The sequence below is a fragment of the Paenibacillus sp. PL91 genome, from assembly GCF_012935325.2.
Lineage (GTDB): Bacteria > Bacillota > Bacilli > Paenibacillales > Paenibacillaceae > Pristimantibacillus.
Genome location: NZ_JABBYG020000001.1, coordinates 1,115,452 through 1,141,833 on the forward strand (window position 1 = coordinate 1,115,452; position 26,382 = coordinate 1,141,833).

A 26,382-nucleotide genomic window follows, 5' to 3' on the forward strand; every position below is an offset into this window, starting at 1 on the left:
CCGCCATCTACATCAAAAACCATGGTTCGAACCGAATTCGTCACTGCATAGTACCCCAGCGGCTGAGCCGCTAATTGATGAATAATGTCTAATCATTCTGCTATCTCCTCCTTTTTCAAATCAAGCCACTCGACTTCAGCTGTGGTTAGTGGAAGATTCATAGCCAGTACCGAGTCATGAAGCTCATCCGGATTGCGCGGTCCGATGATCGCGCATGTCGGGAAGGGTTGATGAAAAACATAAGATAATGAAATTTGTATCGGTGATACCTGTTTCTGCTCCGCCAACTTCACTGTGCGCCGGTACCTCTCCCAGTTTTCATCGCTGTAATACACTCTTACCATTTCCGCATCTGAGAGATTGTCTGGTGAAAAATTGCCCGAGAAAAATCCGCCGGCCTGAGAAGACCATGACAGTAGTGTCAGTTGATTGCGCTCGTGCCAATCGCAGGTATCCTCGTCAGCCGAAACGCAGCCCTCCCATCTTGGTTCTCTTGCCTTGGCAAGACTCAGGTTCGTACTGCTAAAAGTAAAACCTACTAATTGATGTGCCGCCGCGTATTCATTTGCTTCCTGAATTCGCTGATAGGACCAGTTTGAAGAGCCGATTGCGCGAATACGCTTGCTCTCAAGCTGCTCATTCAGCTCCTCGATAATCGGTCCGACCTCTACGCTCGGATCATCTCTATGAAGAGCGTAGAGATCAATATAATCTGTGCCCAGCCTCTCCAGGCTCTCTGCCAGATCCTTCCGAATGGCTTGAGGGTTCACCCTTGGTCCTGGACTGCCGTCATCATGATGAGCGCCTTTAGTCATAATAACTACCTTTTCCCTTATCTTCTTCTCAGCTAGCCATTGTCCTAGAATTTGCTCTTTTCCTCTGTACTGATGGGCAGTATCAAACACATTGCCGCCAGCTTCAATGTAGGCATCGAGCATCAACCGTTTCGCTTCATCTAATACTCTAAGATCTCCCGTACCCATAATCAGTCGGGACATCGCCTTGTTCACACCTTGAATCATCATCGTTTTCATATAATCACTCCTCAATTATGCAGTTATTCTAAGCTTCCTTTTGAAATACTCGCAGCATTTTCAAAATAGTTAATAGAAAAGACCGCTCAGTTCAACCCGAGCGGCGCTTCTATCTTAATTACTTGTTGATCACGTTATACAAGATTACCGCCGATTCCGCTCTAGTTAATGGCGCTAGCGGGAGAATAGAATTCCCATTTCCTTGGACGATTCCATTTTTGACCATAACCGCTAAGCTTTTGGCAGCATAATTGGCAACCTCTGTTTTGTCGATAAAACGATCCAGGTCAGCTGAGGTTCCATCATTCAAATTTTTACCCGCAACCTTCATTGCATTATGCAGAAGCTCGAACGCATCTTGTCTTGTAATCTGTTGCAGTGGATTAAACTTATTGTCCCCGCTGCCTTTAGTAATTCCAAGCTTCTTGGCCATCGTTACTTCATTATAGTAATAGGCCGATAAATTCACATCGGAAAATCCAGTTTCTATAGGAGCAGTCAATTCAAGCGTCTTCATGAGAAGTACGATAAAGTCTGCCCTCGTTATTGAAGCTGATGGATTGTACTTAGTAACAGATGTGCCATTGACAACTCCTTTGGACGCCAGCACCTCAATTTGCTTTTTAGCCCATTTCACATTCTCGAGGTCATTGAATGTCTTATGGACAAACATAACAGCGTATTTGCTGAAATGAGTCGTCGTAAAGGTTACCATTCCTGCAGCCGAAATATATTTGCCGTTAGATACAATAGTCGCTTTGCCGGAGATGTCAATATAACCTACAACAATATGCTCCGGATCAGCTAATTCGGCATCAGACGCCTGATAAGGCACAGAAATCTTCACTCTAGCCTGTGGATTATTCCAAGCAACCTTAGCTCCATCGATATAAACATCAACTTCAATTACTGGCCTTTCTCCAATCTGTTGCTGTAAGGCCGGATCAAGAGATGTTTGATCTACATTGGCAATAACTAGCGCGACTGTCTTCGCTCCGGACAAATCCTGTCCGTTTAGCATATTGGCAGGTACAGTTATTGTTCCAAATTCAGTCGTAACCTCAATCATATGAATAGCTTGATCAGAATTAAGCGAAGCTTTCGGAAGCTCAACGACATACGCTTTTGCTTTATCCGCCTTCGGTACCTCGACTTTAACGGTTTTCACACCGTTATGATCGGCTACAGATGTACTGAGCGCTTTGTTCCAGTCTCGCTCTGCTAACACTGCCTTTCCTTCACCTGTTCCAGCATCAACGCTCGGCACATTCAATTTAATTGAACCGCTGCCGTTTGTCATATCCGGAATGACTGCTCCCGATGCTGCTACTGTTACGATAATTTTTGCAGTCTTATTAGTGGTATTGGAAATATCGTCCGTAAGGTTTAACATACCTATAACGGTATATGCACCGGGAATCGCTGCATTGTAATCACCCTGCTGCCAAGTAACGGAAACATCCTGCTCTTTCTCGTCCACTAACTTCACTTTGACCGTTGAAGGTAAACCAATCGAGTTAAATGGCGTACCATTCGATACGGATATGGTTGTTGGATTGCTTACATCAATGATATCTTTTTTCGCAAAACCAAATCTGCTGCTGAAATCGAATGGAATGTCGTACATGTCTCCAGGACCAATTAGGAACTTCGTGTCAAGGTATGAGCGCTCCCCTACCGGAATACTGTCAACATACGGCGAGAACGTCTTAACATGAATTTCCTTCGACTTTTCATCAAATTCAAAGAAAGATGTCCAACCGTTTCCACCAGCGATATCTGATTGATAATCGGTTAATACCTGCAAAACTTCTTTTCCATTGTAATTCTTCTTCACATTCAGACCAGCACCGCTAATATGACCGCCTACCATCATGAATACTTGATCATACTTTTCGACAAGATTGCTCCAAAATAAGCTGCCCTGACCGCCTTCACTCACTTGACCGTTTCCGTCGATAGTCATAATATTATGCGAGAAAATGACTGTTGGAATTTTCGGGTTCTCATTAAGCACCGTTTTTGCCCAGTTTCTTTCAGTCGTGTTGCTTGAATTGTTCCCTACTGAGTCTACCGCAAGGAACATATACTTGTAGCTGCCGGCATTAATGATCGAATAAGTACTTAAACCGGAAGGAGAAGCTCCCTTGAAGTGCTCCGTCTCTGCAAACCTTTTGGGACCCATGGTGTCTATATAACCGGTACCGTTCGTATCATGGTTACCACGCGTAACGATGTATGGAACTTTGGCATTATCCAAAATCTTAAATGCTTTATCGGCGGAAGCCCATTCTTTTGCCGCGCTGCTTTGGGTCGTGTCACCAACATTCACCGTCATGGCAATGTTCTTGCTTTGATAATTGTCTGCAAGGAACTGTAGTTGCTTCTCAAGAATTTCCGGTTTTGATTGCACCACATATTGTGGATCTGGGATGATAGCAAACGTATACGTATCGGGCGCAAACATCGGCAGGTCATCGTTCGTCCCATAGTCTACTTTGTAATTGAATTCCGTTTTAAAAAATTGGTCCTTTTCCAGAGCTTTACTCGTTACCCGAATATGTCTGATTTTCCCTAAAAAGAGGCTGTCTGGTGCTCTATCCCATTCATAAGCTCCGACATTCCATCCCATGCCCTCTTCGGCCATGATCCCATTAATGATTTCGTCAGTTAGAGGATTGCGGATGGATTCTACACCATTCAGGAATAAACGCGTCTTCGAGCCATCATTCACAACCGCAACATGCGTGTAGTCATCAGACTTCGCCCATGCTTTAATATAGGAAAGTGAGTTCGACCAGTTCGATTGGATCTCGTTCGAGCTCGAGTTCCCTTGCGTACTCGCCCACTGAACCTCCCGAATACTTGAAATAGAAAGAGTGGATAGCGGCTCCTGTTCGCCAGGAGCAAATGTGTTATTCCCTCGGCGGGTCAATATACCCATCCAGTTATTAATGCTAGAGCCAAGCTTAAATTCCGCTTCAATAGTAAAGCCATTTTTGAAAGTTTCAGTATTGATTGGGGCATCGTTTACTGTAGTTAAATAGTGTCCTTCATCTTTCGCATTAGTAAAATCAAGAGCACCGTCGGCAGTAAAAGACAGCCTTTTGTCTATCGGATTTTTAGCCTCGGCCATTATAAGATCATTGTTATGACCACTTCTATCTTTAATAACCAAATTGCCCGCTGCGATGGATGTGCCAGACTGGACATTTTCTTCTGAGAATACCCAGTCAGCGACTAAAGAATCATCAGGGTGCTCAGGCTCACCGCTTACAGTCAGTTTAACTGGCTCTGTCGCATCCTGCTCATTATACAGTTCGAATTCGTTGATGGCATATTTGCGATCTGCATTTAAATTGGCTGCCCAGAGCAGTAAATAGATGCCTTTTAACCCTTTGTATTCTTTTCCGTCTTTACCGTAATATTCTTTGTAGTTCGGCAGATCAATCGTTATCCTCTCGTAAATGTCCGGACTGTCTGTTTGCCAAGTTGGTTTATATGCACTTTTATTAAGCTCTTCCCAGTTGATACCGTCTACCGTCGTCTGAGTATCCATGACAGTCAATCCTTGCTGCTGTGCATTATTGACGACTAGGACAAGCTTGTTGAAATCTTGAACATTATTATCGTCCCATTGGAGCATAATGCGATGTGAAGGACTAAACTCCCCCTTTGGGTTAAGTGCAGTAATCGCTGCGCTTTGGAAATAAGTTTCAACATTCCCGTCAATATACTTTAGCGGCGAATGATCACTTGTGTTATCGTAATCGTTGCTGCTGTAATCATGTCCATGATCCAAATACGTCGCTCTTGCAACTGTTGCTTCAAGCGCTACATTTTTATTCCTTTTTACCGTTAGCGTATAGTTCTTAGTGGTAGATCCATCCGCCGCTGTGGTAGCGATAACGATCTTGCTGTTCCCCATCGGTATTTCCGCAGTAATCAGCTGTCCGCTTTTTACAGATGTATCGTTTACTTTAATCGTACCATTGTTTTTCAGCCGTGGCCGAAGCGTAATTGTATCTACCTTTGAATCGATCGTAGTCGTATAATTTAAAACCTCACTATCAAAAGAAATGTTTGTTCTTCCTTCATTTACGATTAACGCTGACAATGACGCATCGCTAATCGCCTTCAACACCGTTATCGTACTTTTGGCTTGAAAAAGCCCGTCTGACGTTTTTACTGTAATATCGACCGAGCCCGGAGCCTTGGCAATGACGATCCCATTTTGATCTACAGTTGCTACATTCACGTCACTGCTGAACCAATCATATGCTTTGTTTGTTGCATTGTCCGGTGAGATCACTGCCGTCAATTTCATCGTATCTCCCGTGTAGAGCTTTGCAATTGATGGGGAAACCGTAATTCCAGTTACAGGAACAGTGGTACTAGAGACCGTGATCTCAACCGTTGCCTTCTTGTTTCCATCGACAGTAATGGCCGTAATCACTGCTTTCCCTCTGGCTAAAGCATTCACTTTACCGTCACTGTCTACTGTTGCAACCTGTGAATTCGAAGAATACCACTCAACATTTTTCTCTGTTGCATTTACAGGCGATACAACAGCGTCTATGTCTGTTGACTCTCCCGCATTCATACCGAACGTCGCAGGAAGACTTAACGAATCCACAGCAATGTAATTTGCATTGACTTTTGTTTTGTCCAATTGGAATAAATCAGCAGTTCCGCCGTTAAGCACGACTTCCAGCTCATAAACGTTTCCTCCAATTGGCTTCAATGTTACGGGTTCTAATTGCCCTGTAAGTCTACTTACTTTCTTAATAGCCTCCGTACTGTATTTCGCTAGATTTAATTGTACGGTAATCGTTTGTTCTGTCTCCGTCCCCTTACCATGCTGTTCCGCTGCCGGCTTTCCGTTGCCTAAGGTCAATCCGTTCATTACCATAAAATATTCCATATCATCCGATTTGAAAAAGTCTTTCGTATCCGGTAACGGCTCAAAGAAGCCGAGCAAAACGTCGCCATTAAGCTTTTCTTTCCCACTAGTGTCACCTGCAACTACGCTAGTATTTTTCGCAGCTATACTCCTTAAATAGGGGTGCTTCAACTGGGTATTTTTATCGAACACTGGAGTTTCTCTCGGTGTCAAGTTTTTTGATATTTTTCCGTTTTCATCCATATGTTGCCCAGGTACAATAGAGGCGTCCGTGCTATTTAACCGCACAAGATGCGGTCCAAGATTTTTAATTTGTCGGGCCATTTCGGCGTATTGATGATATTGTTCAGTTGGCTTGCCATCCTTGTCGAACAACAAGAACGAGTTGCTGTCATACTCCCAACGGAACATGCTGAGCCATTTGCCGCCCAGCGTCAGCGTAGCGAACGGAACGCCATAAATTTGAGATTCGGATATGATATATGAACCCGTGTCTCCTGAATTTACTCCAGTCTTAAAGCCAAGCAAATATTGCCCAAAAGCGATCGGGCTTTGCCCGGTTCCGTCATAGCCCTTCAGTGCAATCGTTCTTTGATCATTGATGTTATTTACAATGGTTGTAAAATGATTATTGTCAGAGCCTGTCGTCGTGAATAAATAATCATCGAAAGTGAGCAGATCCGGCTCAGCCGTACGAATATAGGTTTCATAATCGTCCCTTTGCCACTGACGCGATTGTTGGTTGCTGTGTGCAAGTACATTCGGATAAAGGTCGTGGCTCAATTTGAACCAATCGGTAAATATTTTCAGCATGTCCTGGCTATAAAGTTCTTCATCACCAAATGATATCGTAATGAGATTATTTAAATTTTTCATTTGCGGTTCAGTCAGAAAACCGTCTTTATCTTTTTCTTCAGGGCCTTTCAAGGCTCCCCAAAATCCGGCTGACCCTTTCACGTATGACCACCCAGCTTCAGGTACGTTTGCATGGAACGTTTCGTTGTAGCCTGGAAATTCGTAATAAGTAGCTGTAGTGAAATTACTTCCTTTCCATTCATCTGCAGTAGCATATTTTCTACCCGTATCCTCCGTCGTCATCCACGTTTGCATTTGCAGTCCTTTGTCAATCAATACCCGGCTAGCGCGAGATAACGTTTTGGGCGGTAAAACCGTTACAGTCCGCACTTTGGAAACCGTATCTCCTTCATCGTTTGGGACTGTATATTTTATTTTATATATACCGCCTTTGCTCGTATCGACTTGACCAGTCATTTGAATACTGCCCGTAATGTCTATGTTCGATGAATCGGACGCCGTTGCTCCGCTTTCCACATAGGCATCGTTCAAAGATAAATTCATTTCTGAATTGCCCTTTAATGAAATAGTAGGCCAGCTAAAACCCGGAACCAGCTTCATTTCTTCATCCGTCAGAGCCTTATCATAGATTTTCAATTCGTCTATATACCCCGGCCATGCATTCGTCACTCCTGCTTCCCGATCTGCCCCAATCCGAAATTCACCAATATTCGATACTAATAACGTATCGTCCGTAACCTTTTCGAGCGCACCATTGACATAAAGCTTAACCTGATCACCCTCTCTGCTGAGGGAAACATGGTACCACTTCTTAGGTTCAATTAATGTTTCTCCGATTGTCGTTGTTCCGCCAAGAGAGGATTGCAATCTGCCATCGGGTCTGCGCGACAACAGCGTTTCTCCGCCTTCACCCTGCTGCTGAACAATGACAACGTTTCGATTCGTATAGAGCGAATTGAAATTAAGAAGCAGGCTTATCGTAAAATCGCTCCCTGTATTTATCAAATTCTGATTCGGTACCGTGGCGTAATTATCATAACCATTTAACAATAATGCTTTACCTACCTTGCCGCTTCCTAATGCAGCGCCGGAAAGTATAGCATTATTCCTCAAAAAAGTGTCCGGTGTTATGCCACCCGTTGACACTTCGTCAAATTTCCATTCACCTACTAATCCATCTGCCGTAATAGTCTGACTGCCTTCGTCAGCATAAGCAATCGTATTAGGAATACCTATATAAATACAGCTAATCCACAAACTCACGACCAGAAACAAGCTGACCAATCTCTTATTTCTCTTGCTCAACATAAATGTACCTCCTAAATAAATTTTTATAATAAATTCAGATACAACCCCAATCCATTTATTAATTTTGCAATAAATAATCATGATAGCGTTTACAAAGTCATCAAAAAGGAGGGCCCCATCCTATCCTACTCGACATCATATACGAGGCCAGCATCCTCGCGCCGAAGCCTGTCGCTCCGATAGCCATTTTGCCTTGCACGTTTGATTCCGTCGAAGATCGGAGAGGGACCTCCTGCTTTTCTGACTTTGTTTATTATGTACCGAGGTCGTCTTTCCTTCGTTTCATTTAACCGAACGATCCAACGATTATCCGTTTTTTAGATTCATAGTTTGGTTTCCAAGGTTTCGTTTGTTTCACCAGTTCGATCAGCGATAAATTTTTCTAGCATCTGTATGTTTGTCGTACCGGTATTACCGCCGTATTCACTAACTGACAGAGCGCCGCAAGCGTTTCCATAAATCAAGCATTGCTCTGGATTTTTGCCAGCCAAATATCCGTAAATGTACCCTGCGTTAAAAGAATCACCTGCTCCAGTCGTGTCGACGACTCGGATGGAGAAGCTCGAACGATACGACTGCTGCCCATCTACCGAAATCACCGCACCTTTCGAACCCAATTTGATCACGACATGATTGCTGTGTTTGGCAAGAACTTTAAGGCTTTCCTCTACCGTCGCACAACCAGTATAGTGAATCGCTTCGGTTTCGTTCATAAAGAAGACGTCGATATCCTTCATTAATTCAAAAATACCCGGATACCATTCCCCGGTGTCATCCCACCCCATATCAATAGAGGTCGTAACGTTGAGTGCTTTCAGCTTTCTTACTGTTTCCAAAAATTCAGCATGATTTCGGCTTCCCTTATAACAAGTTAAATGAACGTGACGACCTAATAAAACGCTATTCATGTCTAACTGCTGCAAGCTAAGCTCGGCGTTTGAACCTGCATAAGTAATAAAGGAACGATCATTTTCCGGGTTAACCGCTATAGAAATGCCGGTATTGCTGCTGCTCTTTTTAATAAAGCTGGTATCGATTCCATATTGAGAAAATTGATCCTTTATAAGCTGACCAAATACGTCATCTCCCAGTACCCCGTTAAAGGCAACCTTTAAACCTAGTTTGGCTGTCGCCAGACTAAACAAAGCTGCCCCTCCTCCGATGTGTATGGTCATATTTTGAACGAATACCTCTTGTCCAGGTGCCGGCAGTTCATTGCAACCCTCAACAACTAAATCGATATTCGCGTCTCCAATCACAATAACATCGTAATTTCCCAATGGCGCATCATCTCCATTTAATTCCATTATGCGATAATGTTCTGTCTAACCTTTATGAATCTCGTCTCGAACAGCTTTCACGGACAACTAGTTTATGATCCATGATGATATCCTCAGTTCGTGTTTCCTTATTAATAATTTGTTTAAGCAGCGCTGCCATTGTCACTTTACCCATGTCATGTATAGGCTGCTCCATCGAGGTCAACCTCGGACGTGCAAGCTCTGTCAGTTGACTTCCGTCAAAACCTATAATTGAAATGTCCTCCGGCACTCTAAGGTTATGATCCCAGATACAGTTCATCGCTCCGACAGCCATATCATCACTTACGGCAAAAACAGCCGTAGGCGTCCGCTTATTGCGAAGCATATCTTTCATTTGCTCATAGCCACTTTTCACTTTATAATCACCGAACCGGATATTTTCATTGATCAATTTAATGGAATGATCCGACAATGCATCTTTGTATCCGCTATAACGGTTTTGCCCCGATGTAATATCGCGCATGTCTCCGCCGATAAACCCTATTTCCTCATGACCAAGTTCAATCAAATATTTCGTAGCATCGTAAGCCGCTTTGTAGTCATCAATAATTACAGAAGTGAAATCTTGGTCCATCGGTTTGACGCTAGAAAAAATAATAGGAATATTCATCTTATGAATGAGAGCACTGATTTCCTCATTGATTTTTTCATGCATGATAATGATGCCTTCTACCCGCATTTCCTGAAATACATTGATATACTTGAGTTCTTTATCTGTATCCTCGATGATATTGCATACTAAAAGGTTATAATCATTAGAGCTAGCGGCTTCTTCAATGCTGCTTAAAATAGTCGAATAGAAGCTTGAGGTAAGATCTGGCACAATTACCCCAATGAGATTCGTTTTATTTCGCACCAAGCTTCGGGCGATTTGACTCGGAGCGTATCCCAATTGATCGATGGCTTGATTCACCTTTTCTTTGAGATCGTCTTTCACATACCTCTCGCCATTTAGCACTCTGGATACGGTCGTAACTGAAACTCCCGCTACTCGAGCCACATCTTTGATTTTTGGTTGCACATTATTCACCCTTCGTAGAAGTATATTCTTTTATTTATAAGGATTATATAAGATATACTTCGACTTCGACAAACTTTCCCATGATTCCTTCTTCACAATTATTCGACCAAGTAACTACGCTTAGTAAGCTTAAAACGATTTCGCTGCTTTTATCCAAGTATCGAACTCTCGCTTTCCTTCAAATAAAGTGATGATTCTTGCTCCCCGTTCCAATTCCCCATAAGTGTTGTACCCTGTAACACGTCCATAACATAATCGAATCCCATGAAGTACGCCTTCGTAATCATTATCATGATCATGTCCAGCAAAGGTCCCCATGACATCTCCCTGCTCCAGCATCGCCGTGAATAAACCGCTATTCAACTTGGGACAGCAAACTTCCTCGCCTTTGTTGCCTATACTCGTGCCTTCCCGCCAGACTTGCTCATATTCTGGTATTGGGATATGGAAAAATGCAAGCCCAGGCAATAGGCTGCCATTTTTCTGAGCAAGTTGACTCGATTCCTTGCAGTACCAATGAACCTGATCCGAATGTATCCATTCGTATCCGCCAACGGACTCCGGTGCTGATTCTCCCGAATCAAAAAAATACAGAACAGCCGCATCCTCTTCACTCATAGTACCTGAAACGGTAAGCACATAATTACCTACTCCATGTATATCCTCAGGACCGTCCTCAGATAAGTTATTAGCATAATCGTTTAAAATTTCATTCAATCGTTGACGCGTAATGCCTTTCTCTGAATCGTGATTACCATAAATAACAGCAAACGGAATCGCTGACTCGGCAACGCCAGCAATCGCGCGGCGGAATGTTCCTTCTTGATCCTCCACATCATAGCTAGATATTACATCACCAGTAAGGACGATCAAATCCGGCTTTTGCGAAGCAATTATTTGCTGCATAAGCGCTAACGTCTGAGCATCCTTTTCAGGTTCAATTCCATCTTTGATGTGCATATCGGTAAATTGAATGATCGTAAAGGTCCCATCTGATCGGAATCTTAACTTGTTATACTCCACCTTAACTCCTCCTCTCCCTAAAACTCTATTCATTTTCAACATATAATGGCTGAGAAAACGCGGAATATCCGCCTTCCAAATAAACGGCTATACGGACATACTTTTCGTCGCCTTTGCACTCATACACCGCTTGCTTGATTCGCCCGGTCATTTCTTTCAGCACCTGTCCGTCTTTGCCGAAGAACGTGACGTATTTGTACATTTTATCAAGCAAATCATTAGATCGAAGATCAGCAACAACCGTGTTGCCTTCCACTCTTATCGCGTCAAACCCATACCCCGTTGATACATAAAAGTTGCCTTCTTTAATCGCATCAACTATGGCCTCATTCGTATTCTGTTTAGCTCTGACCACGTTCCAAGCACGCTTTTCTTGCCCATATAAGTGTGAGTCGTCATTCCCGAACCCCCACACTTTACGCCCGGCGGATAAAAGAGCATCCCATTTGTCGAACGCAATATCGTACTCTGGATTACCGTCCCCGTTATAGACTTCAACCCCAAGATAACGTTTCATTTTAAGCATATCTTCCAATTCCCAAAAATTAGAAAAATACCGATTTGGATGCACGAGAACTGCAAATCCGCCGTTCGCCTCAGTTAGATCCACAAAACGCTGATAATTTTCAATCGTAAACTCATTGCTGTAGTTTTCCATCATCACATGCGGCGGTTTCACTAGTAACATATGCGTTTGCCGACTGCTGACTTCTATGGCTTCGAAAACAGTCGGAATCTGCCTTTCACCTTCATGTTTCGTAATTTTATCATGATCCGAAATACCTAGAAAATCATATCCACCATACATTTTGTAAACTGTTTCGAGCGGAAACCAACCATCACTGTTCGTCGTATGGTTATGAAAGCTTCCTTTTAACCAAGACCCAGTCCCAACGTAAGGATTCAATATTTTCACCTTTGTTCCCATCCTTTCCTAGGCTGATTTACTCTTTTATTGAACCGATCATAATCCCCTTGGCAAAATACCTTTGCACGAAAGGATAAATAAGAATAATCGGAGTGACAACTATAATAATCGTTGCCATTTTAAGGGAGTTTCCTGTAACCTGCATTTTTTCGAGCATATCGTATCTAAGTCCGGCAGCTTGATTGAGCGTATCCCGCATCGCTTCCGCACTCATCAGCATTTCTTGCAGCAGCGTAGAGAGTGGACGTAATGAAGATTTACGAACGTAAAATGCACCGGTAAACCAATCGTTCCAATGACTAACAGCGTTAAACAAGGCAATGACTGCTACAACTGGCCGACTGAGCGGCATAATAACACGCAAGAAGATAGAAAAGTCGTTATACCCATCGATTCGTGCCGATTCTTCCAAACTCGGATGAATTTGTTGAAAAAAAGTTCGCATAATGATTATGTTCCATACGCTATATAAGCTTGGAATGACATAAACCCAAATATTATTCGTCAAATGAATCGACTTAAGCAGCATGTAATAGGGAATAATTCCCCCTCCAAACAACATTGTGAAGAAAATGATCATCATGATATACTTCCCGCCAGGCAACGTTTTGCTCTTTAACGCATAAGCTGCTGCCGCAGTCAGAAAAACGCTTGTGATCGTACCTACGACCGTTCGAAAGACTGAAATACCAAAAGCAGTTGTAATGTTGGACGTTTCAAACGCCTTACGGAAGTTTTCCAAGGACCAAATCCTCGGCCAGAAGTAAATACCGCCTCTTTCCGCGTCTTTGCCGGGATTAAAAGCAAGCGCAAAAATATTAAAAAAAGGTAGAATGATCGATAAACACAGCGCGATAAGAAGTAAATAGTTGACGATTCTAAATATTCTTTCGCCGACGCTGAGCTTATAAAATTCGTTTCCCACTTTCTCCCTCCTCCTTTGAAGGAAGGGCGTTTTTACCCAGCTGCGGATAAAATCGCCCAGCCATCTGCCATTTATTTCTAGCTCCCAAATATTAAACCTAGCTGCCTAATCGTTTAGGTTTACGTCTGTTTTCGGATCGGCATCTTTTTCTGCGAGAAGCTTCAAATAGTCGTCCAATCCAGCTGATTTCAATTGTTTCAAATTGCTGTCCAGCATTTTCTTAGCATCTTCAAGACTTTTGCCGTAATAAGCGCGGATCAATGTTTCGTTGTAAGCGTCCAAAGCCGCTTTCAGTTCTGCAGCTCTGTCAAATTCGCCGAGGAACGCGGTAGGTACATAGCTGTCAACGATCTTCGCATTTTTGTACTTTTCCTCAAAGTTCCAATATTCGATTAGTTTTAGAGCACCGTTATTTTCTTCTTTTTTCAATTTGTCGCCGTATTGCATTTCCCCGAAATCAGCCAAGTTATCGGTGTCGGTACCGCCTAGTAAATCGCCCCATGAGTTGCCGACGCCTTGAAAGCCGAGCTTTTTCGCTTCGTTCGGGTCTTTTTCTTTCAGATCCATCACTTCTTGTTTCACGATTGGAAAGCCGTCTGCACCGAGCGTGTAATCGCGGCCCTCCAAGCCGTATTTCCAGATAAGTTTTCCTTCTTTGCTAGCTAAGTAATCAGCGAAATTAACGATATCTTGCGGGTTTTTCGTTGTAGCTGGGATTGCCCATGCGCTGTAACCGGATTTAAAGCTGACTTGCATTTGGTATGGACCGTCTACGTTATTAATTGGCCCGAGCGGGAGGTAATGCATCTCTTGGTTAAATTCTTGATAGTTGTGGGCATCACCGATAATCGCCCATGAGCCGTTCAATGCGCCCTCCGTTGCCCGGCTTTCATCGATTGTAAAGTACTCGGGATGAATAAGCTTTTCTTTAAGCAGCTTTTGGAAGTACTCTACTTTTTTCATAGGATATTCGGTTTCTGCTTCATGAAGGATTTGACCGTCTTTCGATTTTTTGATGCGTTGGTCGTCTTCACCCCACTGCAAATCCTTGAAAGCGGCTGAAACATCTTTACCGCCCCAAAAGGATGGGCCAATCGGGATAACCGGACTACCATTGTTGTCCTTGAAGTCACCGGCTTTAATTTTTTTAGCCAGCTCATACACTTCATCAGACGTCTTGATTGTGCGCGGGTCAATCCCCAGTGATTCAGCGATGTCTTTACGGATATAAGCACCGCCTACGTATTTGTTAGATAGATAACCGCCTTGACGATTGATATTCATATGAACGAAGTAAGAAGAGCCGTTAAACTCGGGACGGAACATAACGCCGAATTTCGTATCCAGCGGCAAGTAGTCATCTTGCAAATATTTGCTATACACTTTCGTATCTTTCATAAGCGGAGTCAGATCAGTGAACATACCTTCGCGTGCCGCTTTCAAGACCACCGGCATTTCCGGTCTACCGCTGTTATTGAGGTAGAAAGCAACGAAATCCGGCAAGTCGTTTGCAGCGATACCTGCAATTAAGCCATCAATGGATTTTTCGGCTTTCATGATTTCGATTTCAAAATCGATACCCGTCTGCTCCTTTATCTTCGCTTTGATTTCCGGGTTCATATCTTCTGTGTAATCGTCGGTACCCATGAATACAAGACCTTTAATCTTTCGGTCAGCAATCCATGTAGCTGGTTTCCCTTCAGTTCCAGGTGTAACCTCTTCTGTGCCGCCAGGAGCATTCGTTTCGGTATTGTTCTTGTTACCATTAGTGCAGCCTGTGATCAGCATCGCTGCCACCATCGGAATTACAAAATACTTTGCCCATTTCTTACTCATGCGATTTTTCCCCTTTTCTAAAAATGGTTTTATGAAACACGCCAGAAGACGTCTCCCATCGAAAGGATGGTCATCCTAACCTTACGTATTTCTATTATGGTAACGATATCAGATTCAAGTTACCATAAGGATGTATCAGAAATTTTACGGGAAAGCTTATTCGCGAAAACAACTAGGATTAATCCAATTATGCCTTGCAGCATGCCAACAGCAGTAGCGTATCCGTACTGTCCGCCTTGCAAGCCAACGCGGATAATATAGGTATCCAAAATATCGGAGAGTGGGGCGTTGCCCGGTGTTTTGAGCAGATAAATCTGGTCGAATCCGGCGGACAATATGCTGCCCAAAGATAATATGAAGAGGATTACAATTGTCGGTGTGATGGATGGCAGCGTAATATTCCAAACTTCCCGAAATTTACCGGCTCCATCGATTTTGGCCGCTTCGTACATATCGGGATTAACTCCTGAAATGGCTGCGATATATATGATGGAGTCCCAACCGATAGACTTCCACAAATGGCTTCCGAACATGATCTGGTAGAAGTAATCCGGGTCCATCATGAAGAAAGTGCTCCCATCGCCGCCCGCATTTGCTATTACTTGATTCAACAAGCCAGTATCGGGGGCGAGTATCCGTTGAACTAATCCAATAACTACGACCCAAGAGAGGAAATGCGGCAAGTACAGCACACTCTGGGAAACGCCTTTGAACCATTTCGAGCGTACTTCGTTAAACATAAGTGCTAGAACGATCGGAAACGGCAAGTACAGAAACAATTTCATGCAACTAATGATAAGTGTGTTTTTAATCAATTCTGCGCTTTGATAGGAATTAAAGAACTGTTTGAAATAATCGAAGCCAACCCAAGGACTTCCTAAAATGCCTTCGTTGAACTTGTATTCCTTAAAGGCCGAAAGCAATCCGGCCATCGGAATATAAGAAAAAATAATAAAGAATGCAACACATGGCAGTAACATGAAGTACAAATAACGATGATGCAAAATATTTTTCCACAAAACGATCCCACTTTTTTTCCGCTTCAAAGGTACATTCATTTGCTTCATAAGACGGAAATCACCTTCTTTCTGATTACTTTCTGGTATCGATACCACAGAGAGATCTCTAAGTAAATAATTTCTTACTGATCACCCACTTAGCAGAATAATGAATTCGTATCTAAAAGGATTATATTAAAAAAATTTTGTTAAATAAATCAATATTTGTTATCAACAAGTAAATTTTTTGTTAAGATTCATTCTCACAATCGGATCAAGGATTACGAAAGAATTCACCTTCTTCCCTATTAACTATGTGTGTACATTGTCGAATGTTAAGTTTTATGGAAGCGATACCATGATGATGAAAATAAAATGCGCCCCGTTTATGTAAGCGCTTACTACAAGCAGATTATACCAAACATTTTTTGTTATAGCTACCGTTTTATATATTTTTTTAAATCATTTTTAAGCTGCATCAAAATCTTTGGTTCTCGCGTAGTAATAGCGTCTACTTCCATCTTCAGAAACCATTCCATCGCTGACCGAAAGTTTACCGTATAAACCCACACCATCAAACCTGCAGCGCGAGCCCGAGACACTATTGGCGGAAGACAGGTAAAACCATTCATGTTAAGCCCTGCATATCCGCCCTGCATAGCTTCACTGCATAGGACCTCAGCGAAATCGCCATATCGCTCCATTTGTTCCATAGATAAATCGTCCGGCGTATTTAGCATTACTTGAATATCTGGATATCGCACCATAATGTTATCCGAACATCCCGTAATGAAAACCCTTTTTTGCGCTTCAAATTGGCGAATTAGTCTAACCGTAGCATCAATGGCATCTGCCGTTTTTATATCCACATTCAATTTCAATCCAAGTGTAACTGACTCTTGTAAAACTTGTTCCAACGTTGCGATTTCATGATCATTGTACACGGGACCGAGCAGCGGCCGTATGGCCGGATTATTCAGCTGTTCATATGTGCATGTATGAAGATAAGGTGAATCGTCATGCAGAAGGATGGCTTTGCCATCTTTGGATACGCGTACATCGACTTCTACGATATCTGCGCCAAATTGAATGCCTTCATCAAAAGAAGCCATCGTGTTATCAGGATAAATGCCACAGCCAGTATGGGCCGCTATCATCGTATTATGCATGGAATGTCGCCTCTTTCCAAAAGTAAAGTGAGTCCGCTTCCAATTCAGTGGATTCTTGGGTGAAATGTTAAAGCTTACTTTACAAGATTTCTTTCTTTTTCACAACAGTAACATTGCACAGACGCTTTCGGAGCTTTCGAAATGATTAGTTATTGCTTTTTTTTCAGTTCAAAAAATCCTCTACAATGGATATGGGAGGCAGTACTTCTCCTCGTCATCGGGATCGACATCGCCCAGCAAACACGTGCGGTCAACTTTCGAGGAATCGCCATTGGGAATCCCCATTCCTTTTCAAACGATGAAGAAGAATTTCACATTTCCTTCAGTGGATGCAATCACTCCAAGCAGCACGCAGTCTAACCGAAGCCATTGTCGGTATGGAACCTACCAGTCACTACTGGCTTAACGTCTCCAGATGGCTCTCTGAACAGCAATTTGAAGTGGTTCTTGTGAATCCTCATCTCGTGAAAAAGAATAAAGAAAACCGTGACAATACACCTTCCAAAAGCGACAAAAAGGATGCACTCGTTATTGCAGATATGGTCAAAAACGGTCACATCTCTTTCATTCGCTATGCGCCTGAGGCCTACGACCTTGCTACTGAGCAGTTAAAAACGGTTGAGACGGAGATCTTTGCCTTGTTGGATTTGCAAAATCGATGTTGGCTGTCAAAGGAATTAGCGCCATTTCACTGGCCGCGGTTCTCGGTGAGGCTGGGGATTTAAGCGGTTTTGCTCATGGTAACGCCCTGCTGCGTCATGCTGGTCTCAACCTTGCAGAAGCAAGCTCGGGCAATTGGACAATACAGATGAAGATCAGCAAACATGGACGATCTTGCATTCGCCGTTTTATCTTCATGTTGACCATGAGCTTAGTGGTAAACAATCCAGAATTTAAAGAAATACATGCGTACAATGTACGGGTGAAAAACTCTGTCCCTATGCCAATTGTTGCGCAATCTCCCATGCATGTCCAGCAGGATCGATGAATGAAGCCGTGCGCACTCCCCACGGCCGGTCGATCGGACCGTTAAGAAGAGCAACCCCGCGTTTTTTCAATTCAGCACTGACCGCATCCACATCATCCACCCGAATGGTAAGCAGGAAACGGGATCCGGATTCATGTGTTGCGATCGTTCCCGGCTTCATCAATTCGTATGACTCAGAAATATTCAGGAGGTTTACGCTCATATTCGCGAAATTAAAAACCGCAGAAACCTCGTCTTCATATACGGCTTGAATTCCGAATACTTCCTGATAGAACGTCTTAACCTTCTGAAAATCCTCAACAAACAGCGTAATAACATCCACATTCATCGATCCTAAAGTCTTCATCTGTACACCCTCTCCTTTTGAAATTGACATTAAATTTTCAGCATTTGTTCGAGTTCGGCTTTCTGGCGCAGGTGATGGCGATAATGCATTCCGACCATCTCGAATCACTCCCGCGCATTTAGCCAACCAAAACCGTCGTGTTTCTCTTTATAATTGGGGTTAATCGAATCTACTTTTTCTTCCCATTTAGACATTCTCTCCAGCACCTGATCAAGACTACGCATAAGATCATCTGCGTTTTCCGGATTGCTGGGCATCCCGGGTCCTTTGATTTTGATTGGAGGGAATGAACGGGCGTCAAACAATTTTTCACCCGCTTCCGTTTTTCCCTGCCTCATTTCGTTTGCAGACGCACATTTTTCCAATTGGTCAAGATAATAATGCGTATCATTGATCAAGTGATCGTACATTTGGCCAAGAGACCAAACTCCCGGCTCTGATATAAACCTTAATTGATCCATGGAATAACGTTTAAGTTCATTTTTGTAGAATTCGAAAACGTCGACATAGCTCATTCCGCATCACCTTTCCACTTGTCAATTGTTGTCATCGGTTCAATCATACCATATATGAATATTGATATTTCTTATGAATTGCTCTATTACATCACGAACTTCTTCCATCCCTACATACCGCCTAACGTGGTGAATCCCATTCTCGACTTGTCTACCCAGTAATTCCCCTTTTGCACTAAACTGCCCGTTAGTTCAACGAGGCTGCCGTTTTATGCGGGCAGCCTCGTTCTGGTGATTGTTAAGCTATCGTTCCCCGTTAGTTCAATGACAAGATATAGAAAATAATAGCCCGTGTTTATTAATTACTTTTTTTATTCATTTCTTTGACGGAGGTGTCCTTCTTTCGCCGTCGGCCTTCGACTGCTGTTGCTGCCGGATCTCCTTAACCCGCAGCTCGTACTGCTCACGGATCTTCGGTATTGCTTCCTCACGTGCCTTTTTGATCCTCTCCTCTGTCAGACGATCGTGCTTCTCTTTCTGTTCCGGGTTGACCTTGTAAACATTCGTCGTTATGACCTCGGTTGTTACAAACACTGTTATCGCTCTTTCCAGATCTTTTTTCTCCTTGTCCAAGTTCGACACGTTACCACCTCCCTAGTCTTACAGGCCACTGCAGGGCCTGCTCGTCCATGGGTGTCATTCAACTATCGTTCCCCGTTAGCTTAATGGGTGAGGCCGCGGGCCCTCTAGCTCACGAAAAATGGAGCAGCTGCTGAATGCGAACTGCTCCACAGATCTAACGTACTCTGTATAATTGAGTAATGACTGTCTAATTGGCATCCATACACGTATTAATTATTTATTCATTTTTAGCTTGATCCCAAGCTTTTTTAAAATCGATAATACTCTCATATCTTTGCTCTCGTTCCTTACTAATTGCTCTTAAGGCTACTTCGTAAAGGGATCTGTTTGCTTCCCATTTTGAAAAAGATTGATCCATCTCACCACCGAGTAATCCAAATGCGATAGCTCCCATTGTGAAAACATTCGTTTTTGAATCAATAGGAGCTCCTAATGTAAATTCTTCTGGAGATTTGGATCGTCTTGCTCCCCAAAAATTCTCTCCCATATCATTGACAGATGGAGTTTCTCTGTAAAAATCAATATCGCAGATTTTAGTAATATCCTGAGAAAAATCATACAAAATACTGCCGTCATAGAAATCGACGGCTACATACCCTTTTGATTCGACATTTCTGTGGAATTCATAAATGGCATCTAATGAATGCAGCCTTTTCTCAACCGGTAACTGTTTGTATTTATAGAACGGTGAATCAGGATGAGTATGTTTAAATGCTTCTCCTACAAATAACCAATGTGAATGCAAGCACTCACCATTAAACCATTCAAAAATGGCGGCATACCCGTTTTCGGTTTCAAAATGATCAACAAGCTTTATTAGATGCGGATGTTCTAAGGTTGTGTATAGCGGTATTGCAGTTGATAGTCGTAGGACTGCATCCCGAGGGTTTCCGGAAAATTCCATTGGTTTACAACCCGCATACTTAACAAATCGATTTTTGCCATCCTTCTCAATTCCGAAACAAATGTTTCCAGAATCCTGTTGATCAAACACCCAAAAAACTTTGCCCAGCGATTGTAGCCATGTAAAATCGTGTTGCTCTTGAAGTTCAAAAGTAACATTGTCAATCTTGTACATTACTGGTTGTTGGTTCATTTAGTCTTCCCCTCAATCTGGGGAAATTCACGTAGTTTACAGGCTATTTATACGCTATCCCCTTATTATATTCATTTGCCCTATTATCACTAATATGTCTTTTCATAAGACATCACTCCTCTCATTAACTCAATAAATGTACCATAGTTATCCAAGCATGGTAACTATGTAATTGATTATAACTAATCTGCCCGTTAGCTTAATGGATATTGCATGGAAACATAGTTAGATACTTTTCTAATCGGTAATCGGACTATGTTCTTGTCCTTTTCGGCAATCGGTACAAGTTCTTGTCCTTGGCTCGGGACAAGAACTTGTACCGATAGAACAAAAAAGCCGCTAAATTAGCGACTATTAATAGGATCATGTTCTTGTCCCCCGACAGTTGTGCCGTTGCGATTGACCACAAATGTGCTATTTGGAACAAGTTTTACTTTTTGCGTGTTCGCGCGGATCATTATACATTCACTAACGAGAAAAAGAGCTTAGCGGCTAAGTGCCAACTAAGCTCGTACAAAGAAGAGAGCATGAAAGGGTGAATTCCAGCTCTCTTCATTGGATCAACGATAATTGATCCGTTATCTATTTAACGCCAGGATTGGATGAACGCGCGAATTACGCTTTGAATGTATATCCGGGTTCCTTCCTCGATGTCTCCATCCCCCGAACGATCCAGATGCTTCAGTGCATTCTCCAACTGATGAACCGCTTGTTCGAGGCGGCCCTCCCCATAGTGAAACAGTGCTTGACGGATTGCATTAGAAAGCTGCTTCGACAGCGGGTGTTGTATCTCACCTTGATCGATTCGAGATTCGATTAATTCCGGCAACTGATCCGGCGTGACCGTCTCCAGATAGGTTATGGATGCATCATCATAATACGCCTTCGTCATCCATAACTGGGAACAGAAAAAGACCAGCCTGACGTAAGCTGCATTCTCCGGAGCAACGGTGCTCATCTCAAGCTGCTGCCATTTTCCGGTTCCTGTGGTAATTTGAAGCGAAGTCCCGCCGACTTGCTTATGGTTGGCATCATAGTAATTCAATGAAGCGAGGGTACGTCCTTCCTGCAAGTAAACCTGGAATCTCGCCGAATACGCCGTACCCGGTTTCACGGGAACGGAATCAGATGCGACCGCAACCGTTTCCGTCGTGGAAGTATCCGTTATCTTCAGACTGCTCGGCCCGCTTACGGTCTGCTCATCACTCAGCCCAAAAGACACGTTTGGCGTTATATTAAACAAGGAGCTCCAGCCCGGGATCACGCCGGAATCAAGAGGCTGGTCAAAGCTTCCGTTCAATAGAGGGAGCTCGATCGGGATGTGAACAGCTCCGCTTCCCTTCGTCACTTCGATTTTTTTAAGTAATGTATCATCTGAATAATAGATATGCCCGTCTTCGCCAAGCGTCATCAATTGCGTTGACGAGAGTGTGACCGCAGCTTCCGGATCTTTTGGATCTACTACGGTTATCCTGCCCGCAAGCGTCGTGAACATGTAGCCGTCTTCGCTCCACCGGATGTGAACCGGACGCCATCTTCCATAATTGGATACGGACGGATAAATATTGGCGCTTTTCACGATATCCATTGTCTCCGGATCCATGGCGAAGATCGTCCCATCCGCCGCTGCCCAGAGCAATCCGTCAGGACCGATACTTAGTCCGCCAATCATGTTAGGTTGAACGGAAGCACCCGGGATGGCGGGAACGAATTCTTGAAGCTTCCTTCCACTGGCGATATCCCATACAAATATTTTGGCCGCTGTCTCCGTCGGATCGATTCCAAGGCCGCCAGCTATGGTAGTCGAACCGTAAAGCTTTCCGTTGTGGACGGCAAGGCCGACGATCGACTGGTTGTGTACAACGTCCTCATAGACAGTAAATCCTTGTTCAGAACCGAGCGACGGATCATACACGGTCAGAGAGCCGCCGAGTTCTCCGTAGTCCGGAATCGTGCCAATAAACAGCTTGCCTTCGCCAGACGTCATGGCGAACGGTCTGTCCTGGTGAGGAATTTTATATATCTCCTTCGGATTGACTCCATCCTGAATCGGCTGGTTCACATCCAGCTCCCGGATGTAACCTCCCGGATAAAGACCGAAGTACATTTTGTCACCGAGTGCAGCCATGCCTTCCGCCTGTCCTAAAGAGAAGGTTTCAATTTCACCGGAAATCGGGGAATATGCAGCCCCTTTCCCACCCGGATAACCGCTCATGTACAGCTTGCCGTCCGGCCCTTTCTCCAGCGTCTGAATCGGAATCGGATTACCGGAGAACGGGTAGGTAACCGACTTGACCTTCTTCGTCTCCATATTCATGTAAGCCACCGCTCCCGACCACATGACGGTAGCCAGCGATTTTCCCGGGAGCTCCGGATCGTTCGTCATCTCGACCCACGCGGTATTGCGAAGGTAGGTGGTATATTCGATTCCGGTGTCGACCGCGTCCATTGTGATGAGATCGAGCTCCATCAACCGGTTGTTCTGTACGAAATATACTTTGTTGCTGCCCGGCTCGCCAAACGATAATCGAATTCCCTTATTGTCCAGAAAATAGGTATCGCTCCAATCCCCGGCTTCCGTGTCATAGAACAGCAGAGCGTTATTCCCTCCGCTCAAGCCAGCTACGATATACTTACCTGCTGCATCAAGCTGATACACTTGCGCAGTCTGCACCGCACCACCATATGTCGGCAGCGGAATCAGTTCCTTCTCCCCGGTATCCACATTCACCTTTACAAGGCTTCCCTGAATACCGATACCTGCATATAGATATCCATTATGATAGGCTGTGGCCCGGGTATAACTTTGACCAGGCATTACGTTGCCGTAATCCTTCATCTCGCCGGTGGAGGGATCGTAGCGTCCAACCTTGGCATTTGGATAAGAACCGTAATATACCCGGCCCTGTTCGTCATACGTCAGTCCGTATACGACACTTTCTCCAATCCCGCCCAGGTCGCGCAGCTCCTTCGTTACAGGCGAATACGTATACAGCTTGCCGTTACCGCCAATATAGACCGTACCGTCCGGCAGAGTGATATGCGTCCAGGAGCTTTCGGTTCCTTCAAGCCTGTATTTGCGCAGCACCTCCCTGCTCACCAGATCTACCACCTGGAATATGGCCGGCTTGCCAGTTACCGTCGTATACATGACATCTCGGCCATCTTCGTTTCCGAAAGCCGCGTCAAAAACAGCTACATTCTCAATCGGGGAACCGATGGAGACCGGCTCGCCGAACGCTTTGTCCACTCGTGCATCTGCCGGAGCCGCGAGCCACCATTGCGATACCATAACCAACATGAGTGAAAGAATGGATATAGCGCTTCTTTTTGCGTAAACGATCCTTTTTGACATTAATGTAATCCCCCGTTTCTTATAATAATTAATAATTGAAAGCGCTTTAAATTGATTCATCAACAGGTTGACACTATACCTCTTTAACCATGCTCATGCTCTAGTTCCTTTGCCTGGTGCAGTAAAGATCATACGCAAAACTCGATCGATGTCAGGTTACTGCTCAATCCCCCTTTTGATCACGGCCATCATTGATTGCTATCACAATGATCCTCATTTTATTGCCCTTACGGTCATTCGCTCTGTGGTTGGTTAGTTTATTGTGCAATCCACCAACTCCAAGCGAGCATCAGACTTCGTAGGCTCTTTAGTATAAAAACAGCTTTACTTTTTAGTAAACCTTCATATTTCCATAGGCTGTTGATTTTCTGCTGCTGCCACTTACCTAACCCTGCGCATGAATCTATCAAGCGGAAAATGTTGTGTGGAAATTGCTAAATGGGTAGAAATACATAAACGTATGAATATCAATATACTGTCGTAGGTGATACGGTGCATTTGGCAGGTTCACTTCATCATGTCTGGCTATAGGCACCCAGCAGGCGATACACACCCTATATGGCTGGCAAATGTAGTATGTGTATCATGCGTGGTAATAAAAATAAAACTGCTACTCCGGATAGCACTTACACGCAGTGGCTTGATTAACAAAGAAAGTACTGCCCGATTCTAGGCAGTACTTTCTTTGTCGCAAAAACGTTATTTTAATACTCTTCTCGCAAATAGATATTTTTCTTTCCAGTATGGCTTATTCATATCAGTCAGAAAGAAATTCGACGTCGGTAAACAATGGACAATCTTCTGTTTGCCTGCATAAATAGCTACATGTCCAACGGAACCCTTTACAGGGTTCCGAGCAGGTATGTGATAAAAGATTAAATAGCGATTTCAATAGGAATATGTTCTTGTCCCTCGACAGTTGGTTGGCAGTATTCAATGAAAGATAGATTTTCAGGCATGATGCGATTTTAGCAAGTGGTAACCCTGTTGGTACTATAGCGTTGTACTTGAATAATCAAGAATGAAAATGCTTTCATTTCAACACGCGTCCATCGACACTTCTGTTGAACAGCGATAAAGAGCTGTCCCTCAAGGTATTCAGCCTTGTGAGACAGCCCTTTGCAAAGATGCAAGCCGCTGATCTTATAAAGTTAGAATATCTACTCCCAGAGCTGGTAGCGTCATCTTCTGTTCCGATCTCTCATTCGTCAATAAGCTGCGATAAGGAACGTCTAGCGTCACCTCTCGTTGCTCATTCGTCAAATTGATCAAGAACAGGAAGCATTCCTCACCCTTCGTTCGAATCGACAGCTCTACTCCTTCAGGCAGCTGGAGCTTGGGCGCCAAGTCCTTTTCCTTCAATATGCCTTCGAACAGGTGATAGAAATACGATGGCTCCGGCCAAGTGCCGATATAATACACTTCACCTTCACCAAGCTTATTGACAGTAACCGCCGGCACACCCTCGTAAAAGTCGTTGTCATACCAGGCAATCGGTTCTGCTCCTCGCAGTTCCATCAGATCGCACCATTGCTTCGCCGCGAATGTCTGGCCCTCCGCGTTCCGAATCCGATGCTCGCTGTTGCCGATTGCATCATATTCACTAACGACAACACCCGCCGCTTCCGACAGCAGCCCCGGCAGAGGCATCATCTCACATACATTCCTCATGTTCTTCACGCCTGTCCGATTTGTGAGGACGACCGTGCCGCCCCCGGCTGCGAATCGCTCCAGCCGCTGCGCTGCTTCTTCACTTAACAGAAAGAGGGAAGGGGCAATGACCAGCTTGTAGCCATTGAGCTCCTCGGTCCAGTTGATAACGTCCGTACCGACGCCCATTTTCAGAAATGCATTGTGCATAGAGGACAAGTTGTCCATATAGTGCATTCCCCCCTCCGCTTGCGCCTGAAGGGAAAGAGCTATATGCTGATCATGCGAATGCAGAATCGCAACCTGGTTTACGATTGTCGAGCCGGCCAGCAGTTCTCCTAGCCGGATCACCTCGCGAGTAAGCTCCTCGAACTCCCTGAACCTGCGTCCAGGAATATTGCTATGGTCGATAAGCCCATGCCAGAACTGTTCGGCTCCGATTGCAGCACTCCGCCAGCGGAAATGGACAACCATATCGGCGCCGCGGGCAATTGTCTGCCAGGAACGAGCTCGGATCAGTCCAGGATAAGGGGTGCGCTGAATCGGCATCCAGGCGCCCTGCGCTCC

17 protein-coding genes and 1 pseudogene are annotated in these 26,382 nt (G+C 44.1%); 1 reads left to right on the forward strand and 17 read right to left on the reverse strand.

Annotation, left to right across the window (positions count from 1 at the left end):
• Positions 1-92: 92 nt before the first annotated feature.
• From HI950_RS05105 to HI950_RS05150, 10 genes are all read right to left on the reverse strand, one after another.
• Positions 93-1,034 (reverse strand): aldo/keto reductase, encoded by a 942-nt coding sequence (locus HI950_RS05105; RefSeq protein WP_169081294.1) that lies wholly within the window; start codon positions 1,032-1,034, stop codon positions 93-95.
• Positions 1,035-1,152: 118 nt separating this feature from the next.
• Positions 1,153-8,061 (reverse strand): LamG-like jellyroll fold domain-containing protein, encoded by a 6,909-nt coding sequence (locus HI950_RS05110; RefSeq protein WP_169081293.1) that lies wholly within the window; start codon positions 8,059-8,061, stop codon positions 1,153-1,155.
• 323 nt (positions 8,062-8,384) lie between these two features.
• Complete coding sequence (locus HI950_RS05115) at positions 8,385-9,341, reverse strand: carbohydrate kinase family protein (RefSeq protein ID WP_169081292.1); 957 nt, start codon at positions 9,339-9,341, stop codon at positions 8,385-8,387.
• Between the two features lie 52 nt (positions 9,342-9,393).
• Positions 9,394-10,404, reverse strand: a complete 1,011-nt coding sequence (locus HI950_RS05120; protein ID WP_169081291.1) for a LacI family DNA-binding transcriptional regulator — start codon at positions 10,402-10,404, stop codon at positions 9,394-9,396.
• Between the two features lie 129 nt (positions 10,405-10,533).
• Positions 10,534-11,427: a metallophosphoesterase family protein gene (locus HI950_RS05125; RefSeq protein WP_317618295.1), complete on the reverse strand. Its 894-nt coding sequence runs from the start codon at positions 11,425-11,427 to the stop codon at positions 10,534-10,536.
• A gap of 25 nt (positions 11,428-11,452) precedes the next feature.
• Complete coding sequence (locus HI950_RS05130) at positions 11,453-12,343, reverse strand: CehA/McbA family metallohydrolase (RefSeq protein WP_169081290.1); 891 nt, start codon at positions 12,341-12,343, stop codon at positions 11,453-11,455.
• Between the two features lie 28 nt (positions 12,344-12,371).
• Positions 12,372-13,280 (reverse strand): carbohydrate ABC transporter permease, encoded by a 909-nt coding sequence (locus HI950_RS05135; protein ID WP_187768028.1) that lies wholly within the window; start codon positions 13,278-13,280, stop codon positions 12,372-12,374.
• Positions 13,281-13,385: 105 nt separating this feature from the next.
• Positions 13,386-15,116, reverse strand: coding sequence for an extracellular solute-binding protein (locus HI950_RS05140; protein WP_169081289.1), 1,731 nt, complete (start codon positions 15,114-15,116; stop codon positions 13,386-13,388).
• A 119-nt stretch (positions 15,117-15,235) separates the two neighbouring features.
• A complete protein-coding gene (locus HI950_RS05145; RefSeq protein ID WP_223285101.1) occupies positions 15,236-16,183 on the reverse strand; it encodes an ABC transporter permease in 948 nt (315 codons plus the stop codon).
• Positions 16,184-16,551: 368 nt separating this feature from the next.
• On the reverse strand, positions 16,552-17,283 hold the full coding sequence (locus HI950_RS05150) for a glycerophosphodiester phosphodiesterase (RefSeq protein ID WP_169081288.1): 732 nt from the start codon (positions 17,281-17,283) through the stop codon (positions 16,552-16,554).
• A gap of 189 nt (positions 17,284-17,472) precedes the next feature.
• Here HI950_RS05150 and HI950_RS05155 point away from each other — a divergent pair.
• Positions 17,473-18,226: pseudogene (locus HI950_RS05155) on the forward strand (IS110 family transposase); the annotation flags it as partial.
• On the opposite strand, the gene HI950_RS05160 reads toward HI950_RS05155, so the two are convergent.
• The 7 genes from HI950_RS05160 to HI950_RS05190 form a co-directional block, all read right to left on the reverse strand.
• Positions 18,222-18,617: a VOC family protein gene (locus HI950_RS05160; protein ID WP_169081287.1), complete on the reverse strand. Its 396-nt coding sequence runs from the start codon at positions 18,615-18,617 to the stop codon at positions 18,222-18,224. The pseudogene HI950_RS05155 and the gene HI950_RS05160 overlap by 5 nt on opposite strands.
• Before the next feature lie 104 nt (positions 18,618-18,721).
• A complete protein-coding gene (locus HI950_RS05165) occupies positions 18,722-19,132 on the reverse strand; it encodes a DinB family protein (RefSeq protein WP_317618296.1) in 411 nt (136 codons plus the stop codon).
• Positions 19,133-19,447: 315 nt separating this feature from the next.
• Positions 19,448-19,714: a hypothetical protein gene (locus HI950_RS05170; RefSeq protein WP_169081286.1), complete on the reverse strand. Its 267-nt coding sequence runs from the start codon at positions 19,712-19,714 to the stop codon at positions 19,448-19,450.
• A gap of 217 nt (positions 19,715-19,931) precedes the next feature.
• Positions 19,932-20,810, reverse strand: a complete 879-nt coding sequence (locus HI950_RS05175; RefSeq protein ID WP_169081285.1) for a serine/threonine protein kinase — start codon at positions 20,808-20,810, stop codon at positions 19,932-19,934.
• Positions 20,811-21,396: 586 nt separating this feature from the next.
• Positions 21,397-24,165 carry an FIMAH domain-containing protein gene (locus tag HI950_RS05180; RefSeq protein WP_169081284.1) on the reverse strand — a complete coding sequence of 923 codons (2,769 nt, stop codon included), beginning with the start codon at positions 24,163-24,165 and terminating at the stop codon, positions 21,397-21,399.
• Between the two features lie 699 nt (positions 24,166-24,864).
• On the reverse strand, positions 24,865-25,041 hold the full coding sequence (locus HI950_RS36935) for an NlpC/P60 family protein (RefSeq protein ID WP_169082169.1): 177 nt from the start codon (positions 25,039-25,041) through the stop codon (positions 24,865-24,867).
• 267 nt (positions 25,042-25,308) lie between these two features.
• Positions 25,309-26,382 (reverse strand): beta-galactosidase (locus HI950_RS05190; RefSeq protein WP_187768029.1); only part of this gene is annotated, 1,074 nt, incomplete at its 5' end.